The 20,114-nt window shown below is 68.6% G+C and carries 8 protein-coding genes and 1 pseudogene; all 9 read right to left on the bottom strand.

The window, feature by feature from the left end; all coding sequences use genetic code 11:
* Window positions 1–46 precede the first annotated feature (46 nt).
* The 9 genes and pseudogenes from CFP71_RS13695 to CFP71_RS13655 all read right to left on the bottom strand — a co-directional run bounded on the left by CFP71_RS13695 (window position 47) and on the right by CFP71_RS13655 (window position 19,627).
* Window positions 47–9,447, bottom strand: a pseudogene (locus tag CFP71_RS13695) (amino acid adenylation domain-containing protein).
* A complete protein-coding gene (locus tag CFP71_RS13690) occupies window positions 9,444–11,396 on the bottom strand; it encodes an ABC transporter ATP-binding protein (protein ID WP_093934230.1) in 1,953 nt (650 codons plus the stop codon). The pseudogene CFP71_RS13695 and the gene CFP71_RS13690 overlap by 4 nt, the downstream one beginning before the upstream one ends.
* A 117-nt stretch (window positions 11,397–11,513) precedes the next feature.
* A complete protein-coding gene (locus tag CFP71_RS13685) occupies window positions 11,514–12,347 on the bottom strand; it encodes a prephenate dehydrogenase (protein ID WP_093934229.1) in 834 nt (277 codons plus the stop codon).
* Window positions 12,348–12,483: 136 nt separating this feature from the next.
* A complete protein-coding gene (locus tag CFP71_RS13680) occupies window positions 12,484–13,281 on the bottom strand; it encodes a helix-turn-helix domain-containing protein (protein WP_244199664.1) in 798 nt (265 codons plus the stop codon).
* Between the two features lie 1,331 nt (window positions 13,282–14,612).
* Window positions 14,613–15,221: a D-Ala-D-Ala dipeptidase VanX gene (gene vanX, locus CFP71_RS13675; protein ID WP_093934227.1), complete on the bottom strand. Its 609-nt coding sequence runs from the start codon at window positions 15,219–15,221 to the stop codon at window positions 14,613–14,615.
* Window positions 15,218–16,261 carry a D-alanine--(R)-lactate ligase VanA-Ao2 gene (vanA-Ao2, locus tag CFP71_RS13670; protein WP_093934226.1) on the bottom strand — a complete coding sequence of 348 codons (1,044 nt, stop codon included), beginning with the start codon at window positions 16,259–16,261 and terminating at the stop codon, window positions 15,218–15,220. Before vanA-Ao2 ends, vanX begins: the two co-directional genes overlap by 4 nt.
* A gap of 1 nt (window position 16,262) precedes the next feature.
* Complete coding sequence (vanH, locus tag CFP71_RS13665; protein ID WP_167406116.1) at window positions 16,263–17,294, bottom strand: VanH-AOV family D-lactate dehydrogenase; 1,032 nt, start codon at window positions 17,292–17,294, stop codon at window positions 16,263–16,265.
* Window positions 17,295–17,651: 357 nt separating this feature from the next.
* On the bottom strand, window positions 17,652–18,113 hold the full coding sequence (locus CFP71_RS13660; protein WP_093934224.1) for a hypothetical protein: 462 nt from the start codon (window positions 18,111–18,113) through the stop codon (window positions 17,652–17,654).
* A gap of 161 nt (window positions 18,114–18,274) precedes the next feature.
* Entirely contained in the window at window positions 18,275–19,627 is a 1,353-nt protein-coding gene (locus tag CFP71_RS13655; protein ID WP_093934223.1) for a hypothetical protein, read from the bottom strand.
* Between the last annotated feature and the right edge of the window lie 487 nt (window positions 19,628–20,114).

The following is a 20,114-nucleotide window of genomic DNA, read 5'->3' as shown; positions in this document are numbered from 1 at the left end:
CCATCTGATCACGCGAGATCGCCGCCTGATCGCGCGAGAAGCCCCGTCAGACCTGCCGCACGTCGTCGAACTCGGCCTCGAATTCGTCGATTTCGTCCTGACCGAGATCGAGGAGTTCCGTGTCCGACGCGGGCTCGGCCGGGGCGACCGCGGGGTCACCCGGGGCGATGACCGCCGCGAGCCCGGCCGGCGTCCGGTGCTCGAACACGTCGGCCACGTCGAAGGTGATCCCGGCTCGCAGCGCACGCGCGGTCAGTTTCACCGAGTAGATCGAATCGCCGCCGATCTCGAAGAAGCTGTCGTCCACACCGACCCGGTCCAGGCCGAGCACCTCGGCGAAGAGTTCGCACAACGCCCGCTCGGGCTCCGTGCGCGGCTCCCGGTAGGTCACGCGTTCGCTGAAATCAGGGTCCGGCAAGGCTTCCCGGTCCACCTTGCCGTTCGCCGTCACCGGGAGGGCAGGCAGCACGATCACTTCCGCGGGCACCATGTACTCCGGGAGCACCTTGGCGATCCGGGTGCGCAGCCTGGTGGGATGCACCTCGCCCTCGGAAACGACGTAGCCGATCAGACGACCGTCGCGCGCCACCACCACGGCCTGGTCGACGCCCGGCTGTTCGGCCAGCACCGCCTCCACCTCGCCCGGCTCCACCCGGTGCCCGCGGATCTTGACCTGGTCGTCGGCCCGGCCGGCGAACACCAGCTCACCCTCGTCGCTCCAGTACGCCAGGTCGCCCGTCCGGTACATCCGCGCACCGGCGGCGAACGGATCGGCGACGAACCGCTCCGCCGTCAACCCCGTCTGCCCCTGGTAGCCGTGCGCCACCCCGGCGCCGGCGATGTACAGATCGCCCACGACGCCCTGCGGCAACGGACGCAGGAAGACGTCCAGCACGTACAGCCGCCGTCCCGGCAGCGGACGGCCGATCGGCAGCGTCGGCCCCACCTGATCACCGGGCTCGATCGCCTTCCACGTCGCGCACAGCGTGGTCTCCGTCGGACCGTAGGTGTGCCAGACCCGCAGCCCCGGGCACGCTTGGCGGACTCGCTCGACCTCTTCGAGCGGGACGACGTCGCCGCCCGCGGACACGTCGCGCAACCCCGCGAAGGATTCCGGCGACTCCTGGACGAGTGCCCGGAAGTGCCCGGCGGTGAAGTTCACCGCGGTGAGCCCGTCCGCGACATGGGCGGCGAGCCTGGCCGCGTCGACGACGCCCGGCTCGGTGATCATCACCCGCGCGCCCGAGGTGAGCGGCGCCCAGATGTCGTACAGCGACGCGTCGAAGGTGTGCGGGGCGTGCATCAGCACCGTCTCGCCTTCGCGCAGTTCCCAGCCCGGTTCCCCGGCCAGCGCCGCCACTCCGCCGTGCGGGATGGCCACGCCCTTCGGGGTCCCGGTCGATCCGGACGTGTACATCACGTACGCGGGATCGTCCGCGCCGACCGGGACGAGCGCGACCTCGCCGTGGTCGGTTTCCTCCATCAGGACCCGCTGGTGACCCGGCGGCACCGCGGCCGCGGTCCCAGCCCGGCACACCACCGCCGCGACCGCGGAATCGGTCAGCATGAACGCCACCCGGTCCTCCGGGTAGTCCGGATCGACAGGCACGAACACCGCTCCGGCCTTCCACACCCCGAGCCAGGCGGCGAGCACCTCGGCCGAGCGCTCCAGCAGCACGCCGACCCGGTCGCCGCGCCGCACACCACGCTCCACCAGCGCTCGCGCCACCCGGCCGGACCACCGGTCGAGTTCCGCGTACGACCACGACCGGCCCCCGGCCGTCACAGCCGGCGCGGAAGGCGCTTTTTCCACCTGCCGAAGGAAAAGCGTCACCGGTGAAGGCGCGGCGATCGCGTCGCCGACGTCGTTCCACCGCTCGACGACCAGCTCTCGTCCGGCGTCGCCCACCATGTCCAGGCTGCCGACCGGCGCCTCAGGGGCGGCGATCATTCCCTCCAGCACCCGGAAAAGCCCGTGCAGGACCTCCCGCGCGGTGTGGTGTTCGACCAGTTCCGGCAGGTACTCCACCTCGGTCCGCAGGCTCTCGCCCGGGATCACGCCCATCAGGATCGCGTACGGCGCCGACTGGTGGAACTCCTTCAGGCTCAGCTTGAGCTCGCGATCGGCGCCGCCTTTGGCCGCGGGGTCGACGTAGTTCTCGAACGAAAGGATCGTTTCGAAGCTCGCCCCCGGCAGCTTCTGGATCTCTTGCAGGCCGAGATGCTGGTGCGAGATGAGCCCGGCCTGCCGCTCCTGCAACTCCGTCAGCGTCCGCAGGACGGACTTCTCGCCGTCCAGCCGCACCCGCACCGGCACGGTGTTGATGAACAGGCCCACCACGTTCTCCACACCGGGGAGATCCGCCGGGCGCCCGGAGACCACCGCGCCGAACACCACGTCACGACGGCGCGCCAGGCGGGCGAGCACCAGCGCCCACGCGCCCTGCACCAGCGTGTTGAGCGTCAATCCGTTGCGGCGCGCGAAATCCACCAAGGCGGAGGTGAACTCCGGCGAATAGGCCAGCGCCTCCCTGGCCTGCTGCCCCGGGGACTTCCGCGCCTTTTCGGGGATGCCGAGCGCCGATCGCTCGGCACCGGCCAGCTCCTCTTTCCAGGCCGCCCGGGCGGATTCCTTGTCCTGCGCGTCGAGCCAGGCCAGGTAGTCCCGGTAGGAACGGGCGGACGGCAGCGAAGTGGCGACACCGCCCGCCGCGTAGATCTTCAGGAGTTCCGATTCGAGCAGCGCCCGCGACCAGCCGTCCATCACCAGGTGATGGCTGGTCGTGATCAGGCAGTGCTTCTCCGGGGCGAGCCGGATCAGCATGAGCCGCAGCAGCGGCGGCTTCGCCACGTCGAACTTCCTGGCGCGCTCCTGCTCCGCCAGCGCGTCGACCTCGGCCAGCGCCTCCCGCTCGTCGAGGTGGGACAGATCGCGCTCCTCCCAGGGGAGTTTCACCTCCCGGTGGATGAGCTGCACCATCTCACCGGACTTCCGCCGGACGAACCCCGCGCGCAGCGACGGGTGCCTGTCGACCAGCGCCTGCCAGGACGTCCGGAATCGTTCCGGGTCGAGGGGGCCGTCGATGATCAGCGTCTGCTGAATGCGGTAGGTGTCCGGAGCCTCGGCGTCGAGCGCGAGGTGATAAAGGATTCCCTCCTGCATCGGTGACGGCGGCCAGATTTCCGCAAGCGCCATTCCGGAGGACGGGGACGGAGTATTCACGAAGATCTAGCCTCCATTGCTTTACACCGCTATTGCCGGAGTTCGGCCGCCAATGCTTCGAATTCCTCGATCTCGTCCTGGTCCAGTTCGAGCAGGGCGAAGTCGGAAGCCGTATGTCCCCCGGCCGAAGGATCTTCCGCCTGCCGGGCCAGTCCTGACAACATGTCCAGCCATTCCTGGCCCAGCCGCGCGATCTCGGCCTCGCCGAAGACGTCGCCCGACCATTCCACCATGAGCGCCAATTCGGGACCATCCGGCAAATCCTGGACGATCGCGTTGACTTCGATCGGATGCGGCAGATTCATGTCCGGATCCATCGAACCGCCGATGTCACCGACGAGCTGCCACGCCTGCACGTCGCTTTGGTCGCCGGAGACGAACCGGCCCATGTAATTGAAGCCGATCCGCGGCGACGGGCTTTCCGCGAGAACCGGCGTCTTCCCGTCGTGGGGATACCGCAGCAAGCCGTATCCGAGGCCGTCGCCGGGTACGGCCCGCGACTGTTCCTTGACCGCCTTGAGCAGCCGTCCGGCCGCCGGGCCACCGGCGAGGACGTCCGCCAGATCGATCCCCGCCACGTCGAGGCGGATCGGATACGCGCTGGTGAACCAGCCCACCGTCCGGGACAGATCCATCCCGTCGACCGGATGACGGCCGTGGCTTTCCACCTCGACCACCACCGCGTCCCCGCCGCGCCATCGCGGCACCGCGCCCGCCAGTCCGGCCAGCAGCACGTCGTTCACCCCGCAGTGGAAGACCACCGGGGCCCGGCCCACCAGCACCGCCGTCTCGGCCTTCGGCACCGTCCACGACCGCGAGCGGATGTTCCCGGTCGACGTGGGTTCCGGCAGCGCCTCTCGCCCGAGGATCGCTTGCCACACCGGCAGTTCCGCGACCCGCGTCTGCTCCGCCAGCAGTCCGGTCCAGCGCCGGAACGACACTCCCACCGGCTCCAGCGCCGGCTCGCGGCCTTCGGACACCGCCTCGCAAGCGGCTCGCAGATCCGACGACAGGATCCGCCACGACACACCGTCCACCACCAAGTGATGCGCGACGACGACCAGGCGTCCCAGCCGATCCGGTCCGGCGTCGATCAGCACCGCCTGGACCATCACCCCCGCGAGCGGGTCGAGCCGTCCCACCGCGTCCCGCGCCGCGTTCTCCACGGCCTCGTCCACGGAACCGTCGACCCGCACGCACTTGACCATCGCGGCGACGTCGAGCGAACCGCGCTCGGCCACCACCAGACGTCCGTCTCCGACCCGCGCCCGCAGCATGTCGTGCGTGTCCACGACGGCCGTCAGCCCGGCGACCACCGTCTTCTCCGTCAGCGCCGGAGGCGTGCCCAGCACCATCCACTGCGCGAAGCCGGGCGCCGCGGCGTCCTCACCGAACATCCGCATCACCGGCGTCAGCTCGACGTCGCCGACGCCGTCGTCCGGCGCCGTCTCCTGCCGCGGCGCGGGGACTTCCGCCACCAGCTGCGCCAGCCGCTCGGGGGTGCGGTGTTCGAACACCTGCCGCGGGGTCAGCGAGATCCCGTCACGCCGCGCGCGGGCGGCCACCTGCATGGACGAGATCGAGTCCCCGCCCAGTTCGAAGAAGCTGTCCTCGACCCCGACCCGCGCCAGTCCGAGGACCTCGGCGAACATCTCGCACAACAGCCGCTCGACCTCGGTCGACGGTTCCCTGCCGACCGCCTTCGACGAGAAGTCCGGTTCGGGCAACGCCTTCCGGTCGATCTTCCCGTGCGGCGTCAGCGGCAGGACGTCCAGCGCCATCACCGCGGCGGGCACCATGTACGCGGGCATCCGCTCCGCGAGTTCCCGTCGCAGCGCCTCCGGATCGACGTCACCCGGCGACACATAGGCCACCAAGCGGCCTTCGCGGACGGTCACGGTGGCCTGAGTGACGTCGGGCCGGTTGGACAGCGCGAACTCGATCTCGCGGGGTTCGACCCGGAACCCGCGGATCTTGACCTGGTCGTCGGCCCGGCCGGCGGACACCAGTTCACCCTGATCCGTCCAGTACGCCAGGTCGCCCGTCCGGTACATCCGCTCACCGGCGACGAACGGATCGGCGACGAACCGCTCGGACGTCAGCGCCGAGCGGCCGAGATACCCGCGCGCCACCCCGATCCCGGCCAGGTACAGCTCACCGGTGACCCCCGGCGGCAGCGGGCGCAGGAACGCGTCCAGCAGATACCCGCGCACCCCGGCGATCGGCCCCCCGAACGGGATCACCGCCCCGTCCGGCGCCAGCGGCATGCTCACCGTCGCGCAGATCGTGGTCTCGGTCGGCCCGTAGGCGTTGATCATCCGGCGGTCGGCCGACAGGCGGTCCACCAGACCCGGCGGGCAGAGTTCCCCCGCCGCGGTCACCGTCTCCACCCGGTCCGGCAGCGCGTCCACGGTGGCCAGCACCGACGGCGGAGCCTTCACATGCGTGACGTCCCACCGCTCCAGCGTGTCGGTCAGCGAAGCATGCGGCGGCAGGTCCTCGTCCGGCGGCATCACCAACGTCGCCCCGGAAAGCAACGCCATCATCACCTCGGACACGATGGTGTCGAAGCCGAGCGCCGCGAACTGCAACACCCGCGAGGACGGCTTCACGGCGAGCCGTTCGATATGCGCCATCGCCAGATTGCCCAGGCCGGAGTACGTGACGACGACGCCCTTCGGCGTTCCGGTCGATCCCGACGTGTAGATCACGTACGCCGCGTCGCGCATCGCGATCCGCGGCAGGACCGCGCCCGGTGCCCGGGGCAGGTCGAGTTCGTCCAGCACCACGATCCGGTCCGCGAACTCCTCCGGCACCGCGTCGCGGGTCTTTCCCTGGCACACCACCAGCATCGGATCCGCGCTGCCGAAGATCAGCTTCACGCGCTCGGCCGGGTACAAGGGATCCACCGGGACGAAGACGCCGCCCGCCAGTGACACCCCCAGCATCCCGACCAGCCACCACGAGGACCGGCCCACCACGAGTCCGACACGGCGCTCGCGGCCGACCCCGCGTTCCCGCAGGACGGCGGCGAACCTGACCGCCCGATCCCACAGTTCCGCGTACGTGAGGTCGCCCTCGCCGTCCGCGACCGCCACCGCGTCCGGCCGCTCCGCCGCCATCCGCCCGATCAGCGACGGCAGCGGCTCGTCCGACACCAGCGCGGACTTCCAGCGGGGCAACGGGATCTCGCCCATGTCGGTGCGGCCGACGAGCCGGGACGGATCGGCGGACACCGCTTCGAGGGCACCGACGAACCACTCCAGCAGCGAGTCCGCGACGGCCCGGCCGATCTGCCCACGCCAGTAGGCGAGCTGGATCCGGAACCGTTCTCCCGGGATGACCCCGACGGTCACCGGGTAGTGGGTTCCCTCGATGGTGCCCAGATACGTGAACCGGTCGGCGAAGTCCCGCGGATAGTTCTCGAACACCAGCAGCGTGTCGAACATCGCGCCGGGCCCGGCCGTCTTCTGGATGTCCGTCAGCCCCAGGTGGTGATGCGGCATCAGGGCGACCTGACGGCGCTGCAACCCGGTCAGCATGTCCACAAGGGACTCGTCACCGTTCAGTGAGACCCGTACGGGGACCGTGTTCATCATGAGCCCCGGCATCGACTCCACCCCGGACAGTTCCGGGGGACGGCAAGCCACCGTGGTGCCGAACACGACGTCGGTCCGCCGCGCGAGCCGCGCCAGCACGATCGCCCACGCGCCCTGGACCACCGTGTTCAGCGTCAGCCCGTGGTCGCGGGCGAAGTCGGTCAACCGTGTGTGGAGCTCGGGGGAAAGATGGGTGACGCGGTAGTCGTATTCGGTCGCGTCGTCCGATTTGGCGACCAGCGCGGGCACGTCGATGTCCGACAGTTCCGCCTGCCAGGCCTCGCACGCCGCTTCCTTGTCCTGCCGCTCCAGCCAGGCAAGGTAGTCCCGGTAGGACGCGGCACCCGTCCGGTCCGGGAACCGGCCGCCGGAGGTGTACGCCTCGGCGACCTCGTTGAGGATGACCGCCACCGACCAGCCGTCGGTCAGGATGTGGTGGTTGACCACCAGCAGGCGATACCGGTCGTCGCCGACCCGGATCAGCACCAGCCGGAACAGCGGCGCCTTGGTGAGGTCGAACCTGTCCCGCTGCTCCGCGGCCGTCACGGCTTCGACGGCCGCTTCGACGTCGCTCGCGCCGGTCAGATCGACCTCGCGCCACGGCAGGTCGACGTGCCCGGCGACGGCCTGCACCGCCTTGCCCGACGAGAGCCGGTGGAAGGTCAGCCGCAGTTCGGCGTGCCGGGCGAAGACCGCTTCCCACACCGCCCGCAGCCGGACCGTGTCCAGCGGTCCGGTCAGCTCCACGATCCACTGGGTCTGGTAGATGTCGGGGCCCTGGTCGTCCAGGGTCGTTTGGAAGAGCAGGCCCGCCTGGAGCGGCGCCAGCGGCCAGACCTCCCGAGCCCCGGGAGCGGCGATCGCCAGCTCCGCCTCGTCTTCCTCGGTCAGGTCGATCAGGGGGCCGTCGGCGGTGGCGTCCGCCGGTACGGCACGCGCCACGGCGGCCAGCCGGCCAGGGGTCCGCTCCCCGAAGATCTCCGACGGCGTCACCAGCAGGCCCGCTTTGGCCGCACGCGCGGCGACGCGTACGGCGAGGATCGAATCCCCGCCCAGGTCGAAGAAACCGTCGTCGACACCGGCGCGTTCGATGCCGAGCACCTCGGCAAACAGTCCACAAAGGACACGTTCGGCCTCGGTGACGGGTTCCCGGCCGTCGGCCTTCGCGGTGAAGTCGGGGGCGGGCAAGGCCGCCCGGTCCACCTTCCCGTTGCCGGTCAGCGGAAGCGCGTCCACCGCGAGCACCGCCGCCGGGACCAGGTAGTCCGGCAGTACCGCGGCGAGCCGCTCGCGAACGAGAACGGGGTCCACCTCGGCCACCACGTACCCGATCAGGCGCCCGTCGATCGGCACCACCACGGCCTCGTGGACGTCCGGTTGCGCGGTCATCGCGGCCTCGACCTCGCCGGGTTCGACCCGGAACCCGCGGATCTTGACCTGGTCGTCGGCCCGGCCGGCGAACAGCAGTTCGCCGTCCGCGTTCCACTGGGCGAGGTCACCGGTCCGGTACATCCGCGCGCCCGGCGAGGACGGATCCGCCACGAACCGCTCGGCCGTCAGCGCCGTCCGGTCCAGGTAGCCGTCCGCCAGACCGGCGCCGGAGAGGTACAGATCGCCGACCACCTCCGGTTCCACCGGCCGCAGCGACGCGTCGAGCACCCGGGCGTGGCGGCCCGCGAGCGGACGGCCGATCGGCAGCACCGAACCCAGCTCGCCGCCCGGTTCGAGCACGTGCCAGGTCGCGCACAACGTCGTTTCCGTCGGGCCGTAGAGATGCCGGATCCGCGCGCCCGGCGCGGCTTTCCGAACACGCTCGACGGCGTGCGCGGGCACCAGGTCACCGCCGGTCAGGATCTCGTCGAGCCCCGCGAACGACTCCGGCGATTCCTCCGCCACCGCACGGAAACTGCCCGCGGTCAGATGCGCCCGCGTCACCCCGGACGCGACCGCTTCCCGCAGCCGCCGGGCGTCGACCTGCCCGGGCCCCGCGATCACCACCCTGGCGCCCGACACCAGCGGAACCCAGATCTCGCACAGGGACGCGTCGAAGGAATGCGGCGCGTGCATGAGGACCGCGTCGTCCGGGCCCATCGCCCAGCCCGGATCCCCCACCAGCTCCGCGACACTGCGATGCGGCACGGCCACGCCCTTCGGCGTACCCGTCGAGCCGGAGGTGTACATGATGTAGGCCAGGTCTTCCGGACGCGCCGTGCTCACCGGCGCCTCGCCCGGCTCGTCGGTGACGACGATCGAATCGATCCCCGACGGCGCCTTGCCGAGTGTCGCGGCCGAGCACAGCGTCAGGGACGCGCCCGAATCGGCCAGCAGGAAAGCGATCCGCGGCGTGGGATACGCGGCGTCCACCGGTACGTACGCCGCCCCCGCCTTCCAGACGGCGAGCAGCGCCACCAGCAGGTCCGCCGAACGGTCCAGCATGACCGCGACGCGACCGCCCCGGCGGACACCCTGTTCGGCCAGCCGTCCGGCCAACCGGCCCGCCAGCGCGTCGAGCTCGGCATAGGTGAGGACCCGGTCCCCGTCGACCACGGCCACCGCGCCGGGTGTCCGGGCCGCTTGACCGGTGAAAAGAGCAAGGCTCGTCTGCGCTGCGGAACTCATCGTCACCCTCCATGACCCATAAAGGTGGCCACCGGCTCAGGTTCTTCGTCGATCTCGGGCTCCGGCTCCGGCTTGGGGCCGAAGCGGTCGGGATTGGCGAACTGCGTCCGGTACAGCTCCGCGTACAGGCCGTCCTGCGCCAGCAGTTCGTCGTGCGTCCCGCGTTCCCGGACCGTTCCCCCGTCGATCACGAGGATCTGGTCAGCCTCGCGGATCGTGGACAACCGGTGGGCGATCACGATCGAGGTCCGGCTGCGCAGCGCGGTCTTGAGCGCCCGCTGGACGGCGGCCTCCGATTCGGAGTCCAGATGCGCGGTGGCTTCGTCGAGGACGACGACGGTGGGCGCCTTCAGCAGCAGCCGGGCGATGGCCAGCCGCTGCTTCTCACCGCCCGACATCCGGTAACCGCGGTCGCCGGTGACGGTGTCGAACCCGCGCGGCAGCGACTCGATGAGCTCCCAGATCTGGGCGCCCTTGCACGCCTCGATCAGTTCTTCTTCGGTGGCCGTGGGCCGCGCGTAGAGCAGGTTCTCCCGGATCGTGTCGTGGAAGAGGTACGCGTCCTGGCTGACCACGCCGATCGTTTCGCGGAGCGAATCGAAGGTGAGGTCCCGCAGATCGCTGCCGCCGACCCGGACGGTCCCGGAATTCGGGTCGTACAGGCGGGAGACGAGATGCGTGATGGTGCTCTTCCCCGCTCCGGACGGGCCGACGAGCGCGGTGAGCGTCCCGGCGGGAGCCTGGAAGCTGATGCCGCGCAGGACGTCCGCCGACAGTTCCTCGTTCTCCCGCTTGGTCCGCAGGTGTTCGAGCGACGCCAGCGAGACCTCGTTCGCGGTCGGATAGCGGAAGGTCACGTCGTCGAACTCGATGTCCGGCGCGACGTCCTTCTCGAGTTCACCCGCGCCGGGGCGTTCCTGGATCAGCGGCTTCAGGTCGAGCAGCTCGAAGATCCGGGAGAAGCTCACCACCACGGTCTGCGCGGTCTCCTGCAACCCGGACAGCTGGGTGATCGGCCCGAGCAGCCGCCCGAGCAGGGTGGCGATGGCGATCAGCGTGCCGAGCTGGAAGGCACCGTCGATGACGAGCCCGCCGCCGATCCCGTAGACGACCGCCGTCGCGATCGAGGCCATCAGCGCCATCATCGCGAAGGACATCCGGCCCCAGATCGAGATGCTCACGCCGATGTCGCGGATCTTCCCGGACCGGTCCCGGTAGTCGGCCATCTCCTCGTCCGGACGGCCGAAGAGCTTGGAGAGCATCGCGCCCTGGACGTTGAACCGCTCGTGGAGCAGCCCGCCGAGACCGGCGTTCGCCTCCATCAGCCGTCCGGTGCGCTTCTGGATCATCCGCCCCACGTAGACCCAGGGCACGACGAACAGCGGGATCAGCACCAGCGTGACGACGGCGACGAGCCACGACAGGTAGAACATCTCGGCCAGCACCAGCAGGACCGTGACCGCGCTGGTGGCCGACATCAGCAGGTGGCCGAACGACTGCTGGGCCATGATCAGTTCCGTGTGCAGCCGCCCGACCAGCACGCCGGTCTGGGTGCGGGTGAAGAACGCGACCGGCAGGCTCCGGACGTGGTCGATCGCCTGGACCCGGAGGTCGTAGGTGACCCCCTCCCCCATGCGCGCGGAGACGTAGGCCGAGAACAACGACAGCAACGCGCCGACGACGGCGAGCGCGGCGGTCAGGACGGCCATCAGGATCACGACGCCGAAGTCGTTCTTGAGGATCCCGCCGTCGATGAGCTCCTTCATCAGCAAGGGGGTCGCGATGACGACGGCCGCCTCCAGCGCGGCGATGGCGATGAAGAGCGCGACCAGGCCGAGGTGCGGGCGGAAGTAGGCGAGCACGCGGCGCACCGTCCCCGGACGGACCCTGTTCCCCCAGGGATCGGGATCGTCGTCGCTCTTGGTCGGTGCCCCGAAGTTCAACACCACGTCCATACGGTCATTCCTCCCACGCGCGAAGTCCGCGATCTCAATCGTGCTGAATCGTGTCGATGTCCACGAGGGGGTTCAAGCGAACTTCGCCGTACTCCCACTGTCCACAAGCGACACCGTTCAGGCTCCCGGTACCGAGATCCTCGCCTGACCGTCCACTCCGCGTCGCAGCAGATCCGTCAAATCGTCGAGCTCACCGGACCGCAGGGCCGTGGCCGCCGCGGCGAGGTCGGCCGCGACACGGTCGAGCACCTCGGCCACCGCCACGGCGTTCCCGGCAAGAATCCGCTGCCACAGCAAGGGACTCCCGGCGGCGATCCGGGTCACGTCACGCAGCCCCTGCCCGGCGAGGCTGATCGCGACGTCGTCGCCGCTCGCCAGGCTCGCGGCCACCGCCGAGGCCGCGACGTGCGGGGCGTGCGACACCAGCGCCACCGCCGAGTCGTGCTCGTCCGCACCGACGGTGACGGCCTTCGCTCCGCACAGCGACACCAGTTCCCTCACCAGCCTCATCGCGTCCGCGCCGGTCCCGGGACCGGGACAGAGCGCCCAGGCACGGCCGTCGAACAGCTCCGCGCGGGCGGCAGACGGGCCGGACCGCTCCCGGCCGGCGAGCGGATGCCCCGGCACGTAGGAGGTCAGGTCGCAGCCGAGCCGCTCCGCGTCGGCGATCGGGCCTGCCTTCACGCTGGCCACATCGGTGTAAACCCGCGCCACTCCTTGTTTCTGGAGTTCGGCCAGCCGCTCCCCGACGAGGTGCGGCGGCACGGCGAGCAACGCCAGATCCACTTCCTCGCCCGACCATTCCCGGCCGGCGCCGAGCTCCCGGGCCAGCGCCACGGCCTGCTCGTCGATGTCGGAGAGGCACACCTCCACGCCCTTCGCGCGCAGAGCCAGCGCCGCCGACGTGCCGACCAGTCCGGTACCCACGACAAGCGCCTTCTCGATGCTCACTCGTCCTTCTTAAGCCGCTCCCCCGGCCGTGTCGAGACGCGGGAATTGGGCACCGCCTGGAAAAACGCCGGGGCGAAGGGGACAGTCCCCTTCGCCCCGGATACCGCCGAACGCTCCTACCCGATGTCGTCCGTGATCATCGTGCGGCCAGATCGGTGGCGCGGTGCTCCAGGTGATCCGCGAATCCCGCCCAGACCCTCGCGTGTTCCCTGGCGAATCCGGCGACCACGCCGTACAGATGCGGCGGGACGCCGTGCAGGATCCGTTCCCACTCCTGTCCGTCCATGGAGTGCATGGCGAGCATGCGCAACAGGATCCTGCCGACTTCGCTCAGCCGCAGCGCGGGGTCGGCCTTGAGGCGTTCCAGTACGACGATCCGTTCCTGGTCCAGCTCGTGACCGAGATCGGGCTCCGTCAGGGTCAGCGGATGCTGTTTGGTCCGCAGTCTCCGGTTGCCGTCCGGGGTCGGGCTCTCGCCGCGCTCCAGCCTGCCCCGCACGTCCCGGACCGTTTCCGGGGAGATGCCGACCTGCTTGGCCACCTGCCGGAGCGAGAGGCCGGGGTCGTTGCGGATGAGGTCGGCCGCGAGTTTCCGCCTTTCCGAACTGTCGACGGGCCGGATCCGCCCGTCCCGCCCGATCCTGGCTTCGTTTCCGCCCTCGCCGCCGCGTCTTCGAAGATCCGCCACCGTGCCCGCGGAGATACCGGTCGCCGAGGCCACCCGCCGGTCGGACCACTGTGGATGGGTCCCGATGATCTGGACGGCCGCCCGTTTGCGATCGGCCAGCGAAAGCGGCAGGCCGTGCCGGATGTTCGCTTCCACGGCCAGGACGAAGGCATCGGATTCGGTGCCGTCGATGAACCTTGCCTGAATTTTCGTGTCGCCTCTGACTCTCGCCGCCTTGAGCCGATGCAGGCCATCGATCACCCGCATCGTCGGTCGGTGAACGAGAATGGGCGGAAGGTCCCATTCTGCCGACAGCAGTGTCTCGACGTGGTCCGGATCCTCGCCCGAAGTGCGCGGCGAGCATACGGACGACAGCCGCGACAGCTCGATTTCGACGACCGGGAGAGCGGACAGGTCAACTCTCGTCGGATCCACCTAGCCCCCACAGAATCTGTTGTTCGTCAACTTTTGGACATGGCACTGAATCCACCGTCCAACTGCTCGGACTCGGTGGTTGGACACCACGATTCCCGTCCAGCGCGGATCTCGGCCGCGCGGAGGGCGTCCTCGACGGTGAGGACTTTTGAACGCCGCCGGCGGGCCGCGTACTCGCGGCCGCCCCTCGGTCTCCCAGATGACCGCTGGCAGCGGGCACTTCGACGAACCACCGCGGCGTAAGGACATTCGTTCCTTCGCCCCGGATCGTGCTCCCTTCAAGACATTCGCTCAGCGGCTTCGGTCCGGCAAGGGCCTACACCCGGTCAGCCCGGAGAAGCCGGACCTGCCGCAGGCGAGGTCTCGGAGATTTCTTCATCGTTCTCGTCACCGGTTCGGATCAGTGGTTCACCGGCCGGAATCTATGACTTCCTCGCGGTCGCGAGACACCGTCGCACCCCCCTCAAAGCCCCAGTAAGTGCGCGCCCTGTCAACCCCAGCAAGAGTCGCGCACCGCTTCAGCATGGCACGGTCAATCGTTGTCGGCAATTGACGAACAGGGTAATTCCGCAGCCGAAGGGCCGTTCAAGATCGATATTCGAAACTTCGACTTCGGTATTGACGCGCTCGCCGAGCGTAAGTACAGAGCGGCCGCCCAAGCAGCTCACGGGCGTAACGGGTTAGCCTGTTTGCACGCATTGCTAGGCCGTTCGTGGACGTCCAATTCCCGTGCGGGATCGCCACGGCTCCCGGCCGCACTGTTCCGCCCTTCGACACTTATTCACACGAACGGTCGAGCGACGTCTCCCACTGGATGGTCGTCACCTTCGCGCGGGACACCCCGGACGGCCGAACGGGCTTCACGGGTTGGACAGCGGGCGAAACCCGGCCGCCGACGCGACGGGAGCAAAGTGAGGGGTGCCAAGGTTGACGGGTCCGCCACCTCCTTCACCCGGGAGGGGGAGCACCCCGTCGATCCCGGAGGAGGTTTCCGTGGGCACCGACAAGCCCGGCTGAGATCGACGATTCCCCCTGCGGGGTGAGCTTTTTTCGCCGCCGGACGGCTAACGTGGTCCGGAGACGGCGATGCCGCGGGGCCCACTCGGGGGCACCCGCGGCATCATCGTCACCGACCGGACGGACACCGGTCTTCTTTTCGTCGCCTAAGCGACGGGAAAGTCGAAATAGGTGTCCGGATACGGTTCGTTCTTCAGGTTGTAGTGCCACCACTCGCATTCGTACGAGCTGAAGCCGCTGTCCTCCATGATCGAACAGAGGTGCGCGCGGTTCTTCTCCTGCTCGTCCGTTATGCCCGCCGCGCCGTGATGCGAGACGACGTCCATCACGTCGTGATCGCCACCCATGTCGGCGAGCTCACCGGTGTCCAAGTGGTAGAGCGTCAGGTCCACCGTGCTGCCCCGGCTGTGGCCGGACTTGGTGGCGACGTAGCCCTGCTCGAACATCTGGGGACGGTCGATGTTCGGGTAGTGCCTTGCCTTCTTCCGGCCGTCTTCGGGCTCTTCCGCCCAGCGCATGAAGCGATCCACGGCGCGCTGTGGACGGTAGACGTCCCAGAGAAGGAGGCCGAAGCCGAGCGACTCGGCCTTGTCCCGTGCCTTCTCCAGCGCCGCGCAGAACGCGCGCGTGCCGACGACGCGGTTCACCAGGTAGCCGTCCACCGGCTTGCCGGTGAAGTTGTCCCAGGTGGCGTACTTGGCGTCCCAGCGGATTCCGGACACAACCTCGTCTACGAAGACGAAATCGTCTTTCATCCGTCGCGACCCGCCAGGGTCAGCGTCACCAGCCGGTCGATCACTTCACCGAGCGGGATACCGGCGGCCGCCATCATCCGCGGGTACCGGCTGTAGGAGGTCAGGCCCGGCAGGGTGTTGACCTCGTTGAGGACGACGCTTCCGTCTTCCTTGAGGAAGAGGTCGACCCGCGCGAGCCCGCTGCAGCCCAGGGCACGGTAGATGACCTTCGCGGTCTCCTTGACGAGCTTGCTCGACTCCTCCGGGATGTCCGCGGGAACGATGAAGCTCGAGTTCTCGGAGCCGGTCTCGGGGCTCTCTTCCTGGTGGATCTTGAAGAACCCGTGGGTCAGCGCGACCCGGTCGACCTCACCGGTCAGCAGGTCGTCGCCGCTGCCGAGGACGGAACAGCCGATCTCGCTGCCGATGACGGCTTCCTCGATGAGGATCTTGCCGTCGTACTGACGCGCCTCCGCCAGGGCGGCGGGCAGCTCTTCCTTCGAGGAGACCTTGCTGACGCCGAAGGACGAACCCGAACGGGCCGGCTTCACGAAGACGGGGTACGTGAGCTTGTCGGCGTCGATCTCGTTGTCCGCCGTGACGATGTGGAAGTTCGGCGTCGCGATGCCCGCCTCGCGGACGACGGCGTAGGTGAGGGACTTGTCGATGCACATGACCGAGCTCGGGAGGTCGCAGCCGACGTAGGGGATGCCGGAGAACTCCAGCAGGCCCTGCACCGTGCCGTCTTCGCCGAACTTGCCGTGCAGGACCGGCAGCACCACGTCGAGGGCGATCGTCTCGTACTTGCCCTCGTCCAGGACCAGCAGGCCGTGCACGCCGCGGTCCGGCGACAGGACGGCGGGGCGGGGGTTCGCGGTCTGCTCCCAGTCGGCGGAGGGGCCGTCGCACAGCATCCAGGAACCACTCAGGGTGATCCCGATGTAGTAAGGCTCGTACTTTTCGAGGTCGAGGTTCTTCGCGACCTCGGTCGCAGACTTGATGGAGATAGGATGCTCTTCGGAAAGCCCGCCGAACAGAATTCCGATTTTCAGCCTACCCATGCTACTTCCCGCTTTCGAATTGGAGACAATTGATGATGCTGTTTTCAACAGTGTCACTCAGCGCGTGGTCGGTGTAATAGGCGGTATGCGGACTGACGATCACGTTCGGCAGATTCTGCAACCGCAGGAGCGGCTTGCCGTCGATGGCCTTGTTCCGGCAGTCGGCGTAGAATATCCCTTCCTCGCCTTCGAGGACGTCCAGCGCCGCGCCACCCAGTTTCCCGCTTTCCAGGGCCGCGATGAGGGCCTCGGTCTCGATGAGCGGACCACGTCCGGTGTTGATGATGTACGCGCCGTGCTTCATCCGCTCGATGGCCTGCTGATCGAGCAGGTGATAGGTATCCGTGGTGAGCGGCACATGGAGCGACACGATATCGCTCTGCTGGAGCAATTCCTCCAGCGGAACGTAATCGGCCGCGGCGGTCAGGATGGTGTCGTAGGCCAGCACCTTGCAGCCGAACCCGCGCAGCCGCTCCAGTACCGCGACCCCGATCCGCCCTGTTCCGACCACCCCGACGGTCAGATCGCGCAGCTCTTTTCCGCGCACCTCGTTCAGCCGGTAGTCGTGCTCGTCGGTGCGGCGGATGATGGATTTGGCGTCACGGACCGCCATCAGCATCAGCATCAGCGTGAAGTCGGCCACGCTGTCGGGCGAGTAGGCGACGTTGCCGACGGTGATACCGACGCTCGCCGCGTAGTCCACATCGATGTGGTTGAAGCCGATGCTCCTGGTGGAGATGTACTCGACACCGATCTTGCTCAGCGCGAGAAGAATCGAGTTCGTGATCGGGGTTTTATGACCGATACTGATGCATCGATTTCCGACGGCCAGTTCGATATTGGTCTCGGATACCGGTTCCTCAGCGATTGTCGGCGTGATACCGAAACGCGGTGCCATCTCGCGGAACAAGGCGGCCTCGTCCTGTCCGCAACCGTAAATGGTGATTCCCCTCGCCAAGACGGCCGAGGAGGACGCGGACGCCAGCGATCCGGTGCTGGGGGCAGCTGATCGCGCTGGTTCGCTGTAGGTCATGCCGGACATTGTAGGCAGCGCGATATCCCCGGCTCGGATGGGGTTTTCGAGGCGCCGACAATATGTTACCGCTTGGTAGCGGCGTGTGCACGGCGTGTCGATCGTCCGTGGTGAGCCCCTGCTCCACGAGGCTCCCCACCTGCTCCCGGGCTCCTGTCACCGATCTTGCCCGCCCGGCCGCCGCGCCGGAACCGGCCCGTGACCGGTGCCACAAACCCTCGCCACCAGGTGATCAACGCCTCAGCCCCGGACCGGGGGATGCGACGGGGCTCACGCTATCCGGATCGCGGCCCGTCCAGAGCGAAAACAAAGGAATTGCCGCTCTTATTCACTCTGCGTATTCAATCCACGGTGCGCTCAAGCCCGATATGGGCCTTGGTGCCCGATATCCGGGCTCACCCGCGGGGCCCGGCCCTCCTGCCCCGGTACCGGGGTGACCGTCGGCTGCTCGGCGACGTCGGGCCGGTCGGGCTCGCGCTCCCGATAGCGGGACTCGACGACGTGGTCCTGACGACGACGGGCGAGCACCGCCAAGGTGAGCACGTGGGCCACCGCCATGAGCAGCAGAAAGACGCCCAGCCTGCCGACGAACGCGGCGGTCGAACCGGACCAGTCCGGCGCGACGACCGCCAGCAGCGCCAGCACCCCGATCGCGGCCAGGTGGAAGACCGTCACCATCATCCAGGCCACCGATCCGCCGCCCTCGCGGCCGTCCGGTCCGTTCAGGTAGCGGCGGGCGCCCCGGTACAGGATCTGGCCGTCGGCCACGACGAAGATCAGGCCGATGATCAGGAACCCTGGGAGCTCGTTGTCGGGCATCGTTGCCTCCTCCGTTTCCCGGGGGATACCCACGGGAGACGGGGTGACGAGCCCAATGCCTCGATCGTGTGACCACACAGCCGGGTGCGGAGGGTTCGAGACGTCGACGTCCCGGATCCTCCGCACCCGGCCGGGCCCGGCCGCGACCGGTCACCGAACGGTCAGCGAATGCCCTGCGAAATGAGCTCCCCCAGGCCTTCGACGTCGCCGAGCGCTGCTCGCAGCTCGGCGGCGTACTCTTCAGCCCCGGCCCGCAGGCCCCGTTCGATGACGCCCGCCGCGTCGAACGCCTCGACGTCCCCGCCGCTCAGCGCGGCGACGGACTCCTTGATCACGGCGCCCAGCAGCAGCTCTTCCGGCACCACGGGCGCCCCTTCCAGCGGCCAGACGAGGTCGTCGAGCACTCCCTGCCCGCAGACCTCGCGGACCAGGCCCGCCGCGGTGATTCCCGGCACCCGGACGCCCTCCGGCAGCACCGCGCGGACGCTCAAGCTGTGCGAAAGCCAGTGCAACAGCTGCGCGTTCACCTCCAGCTTGACCGGCCTCGGCGTCAACCACAGCGTGAGGTTCACGTAGTACTCGGTGAGGCGGTCGAGCACCTCGCCGCCCTTCTGGAAGCCCCACAGGTTGAGGTCGAAGTAGTGGTGCCAGGTGGCGTCGGCCACGATCCGCCCGACCCCGGCGGCCGCGCCGTCGTACACACTGGACACGCCGTAGACCTGGCCGTTGCGTTTGTCGGTGCCCTGCGCGACGATCTCGGGCTTCGGCTGCCCCAGGCGCCCCGCCGGCCACACGTCCGTCGGGAACCGCTCGGGGATGAGCAGCTGCCCCTCGTGCATGTGGTCCGGGAAGACGGTGATCGGACCGCGCCTGCCCTGGAACAACGGATGCGGCCTGCCGAACCGCTTCCGCAGGATCAGCTCCTGCGGATACGGGTCGAGGTCGTTCGGGATCGGCTGGTTGACGTCGTTGCCCCACGGGTCCGGCTGGTGGGTGTTGTGGCTGAACTCGATACTCGCGTCCGGCCGGTCGTTCCACACCCGCAGCTCACCCGCGCGCGGCACCCGGTGCCCCAGCGCCCGCCCCAGGTTCAGATAGTCGGCCAGCGACGGATCCGCTCCCGGCAGACGCGGGTTCGAGTGGTCGCCGGTGATGAGCACGCCGCCACCGGCGTCCATCCAGGACCGCAGCGCCGCGACCTCGGCGTCCACGAGTTCGTTCTCCGGCTCCCCCGGCATGTTGGACTGCAACAGGCCGAAGAACCACACCTGCTCATATCTTCCGAGCACGTCGGACGTGAGTTTCTTGGCGGCGTGCCCGCCGTCGTGCCGATTGATCAAATCGATCTCGAACTCGGCGAAGAACGGTTGGTTCGCCAAGATCACATCACGAAGAATACCCAGCGAGAAACCGCCGTTCCCGGTGAAGCCGAAAGCGTCGGTGTAGAAAAGAATCCTGATCTTGGGTTTGGCGGCCGGACTGACCTGATCCGCGACGATACTTGCGTCGAACATCGATGAATCCCCCTTGCCTGAGGCGCAGTGCCGTCCTCCCCGGCAGCGCTCTCCCTTCCACGTATACCGGAATTCCCGGCGGGCGGTGCGGCATCCGGACTCGGCTGAGAAATTCGGTGGGATCAAGCGCCGGAGCGGACGGAATCCCTTTTTTCAGGTCACGATGCTTTGGCTTCCCCGTTATCGGCCGGTCGGGTTGGGTCGGCGTGCCACTTCCTGCCGCAACGGTGCGGGGCAGGTAGTTGTGATCCGAGCGTGGAGGATTCGGGACGCTCAACTTCCGAAATCTTCCCCGTCACACACGCTCACCCAGCGGACAGACCGAGACGAACCCAAGCCTTGAGAGCGGGGGCGGGCCGGTCGCGGCCCGAGTGTCCACTTGGGACAGCTAGCGGCGATTGAGCATCCGATTCATGCCCGTATGGGCTGTTCCGCGTGGGGTCGTGAGTGATAAAGAGGGTTCTAACCCTCTTTATCACTCACGACC

The organism is Amycolatopsis thailandensis, from assembly GCF_002234405.1.
In the GTDB taxonomy this organism is placed as follows: Bacteria; Actinomycetota; Actinomycetes; order Mycobacteriales; family Pseudonocardiaceae; genus Amycolatopsis; species Amycolatopsis thailandensis.
This window is presented reverse-complemented; position numbering and strand designations above follow the sequence as displayed.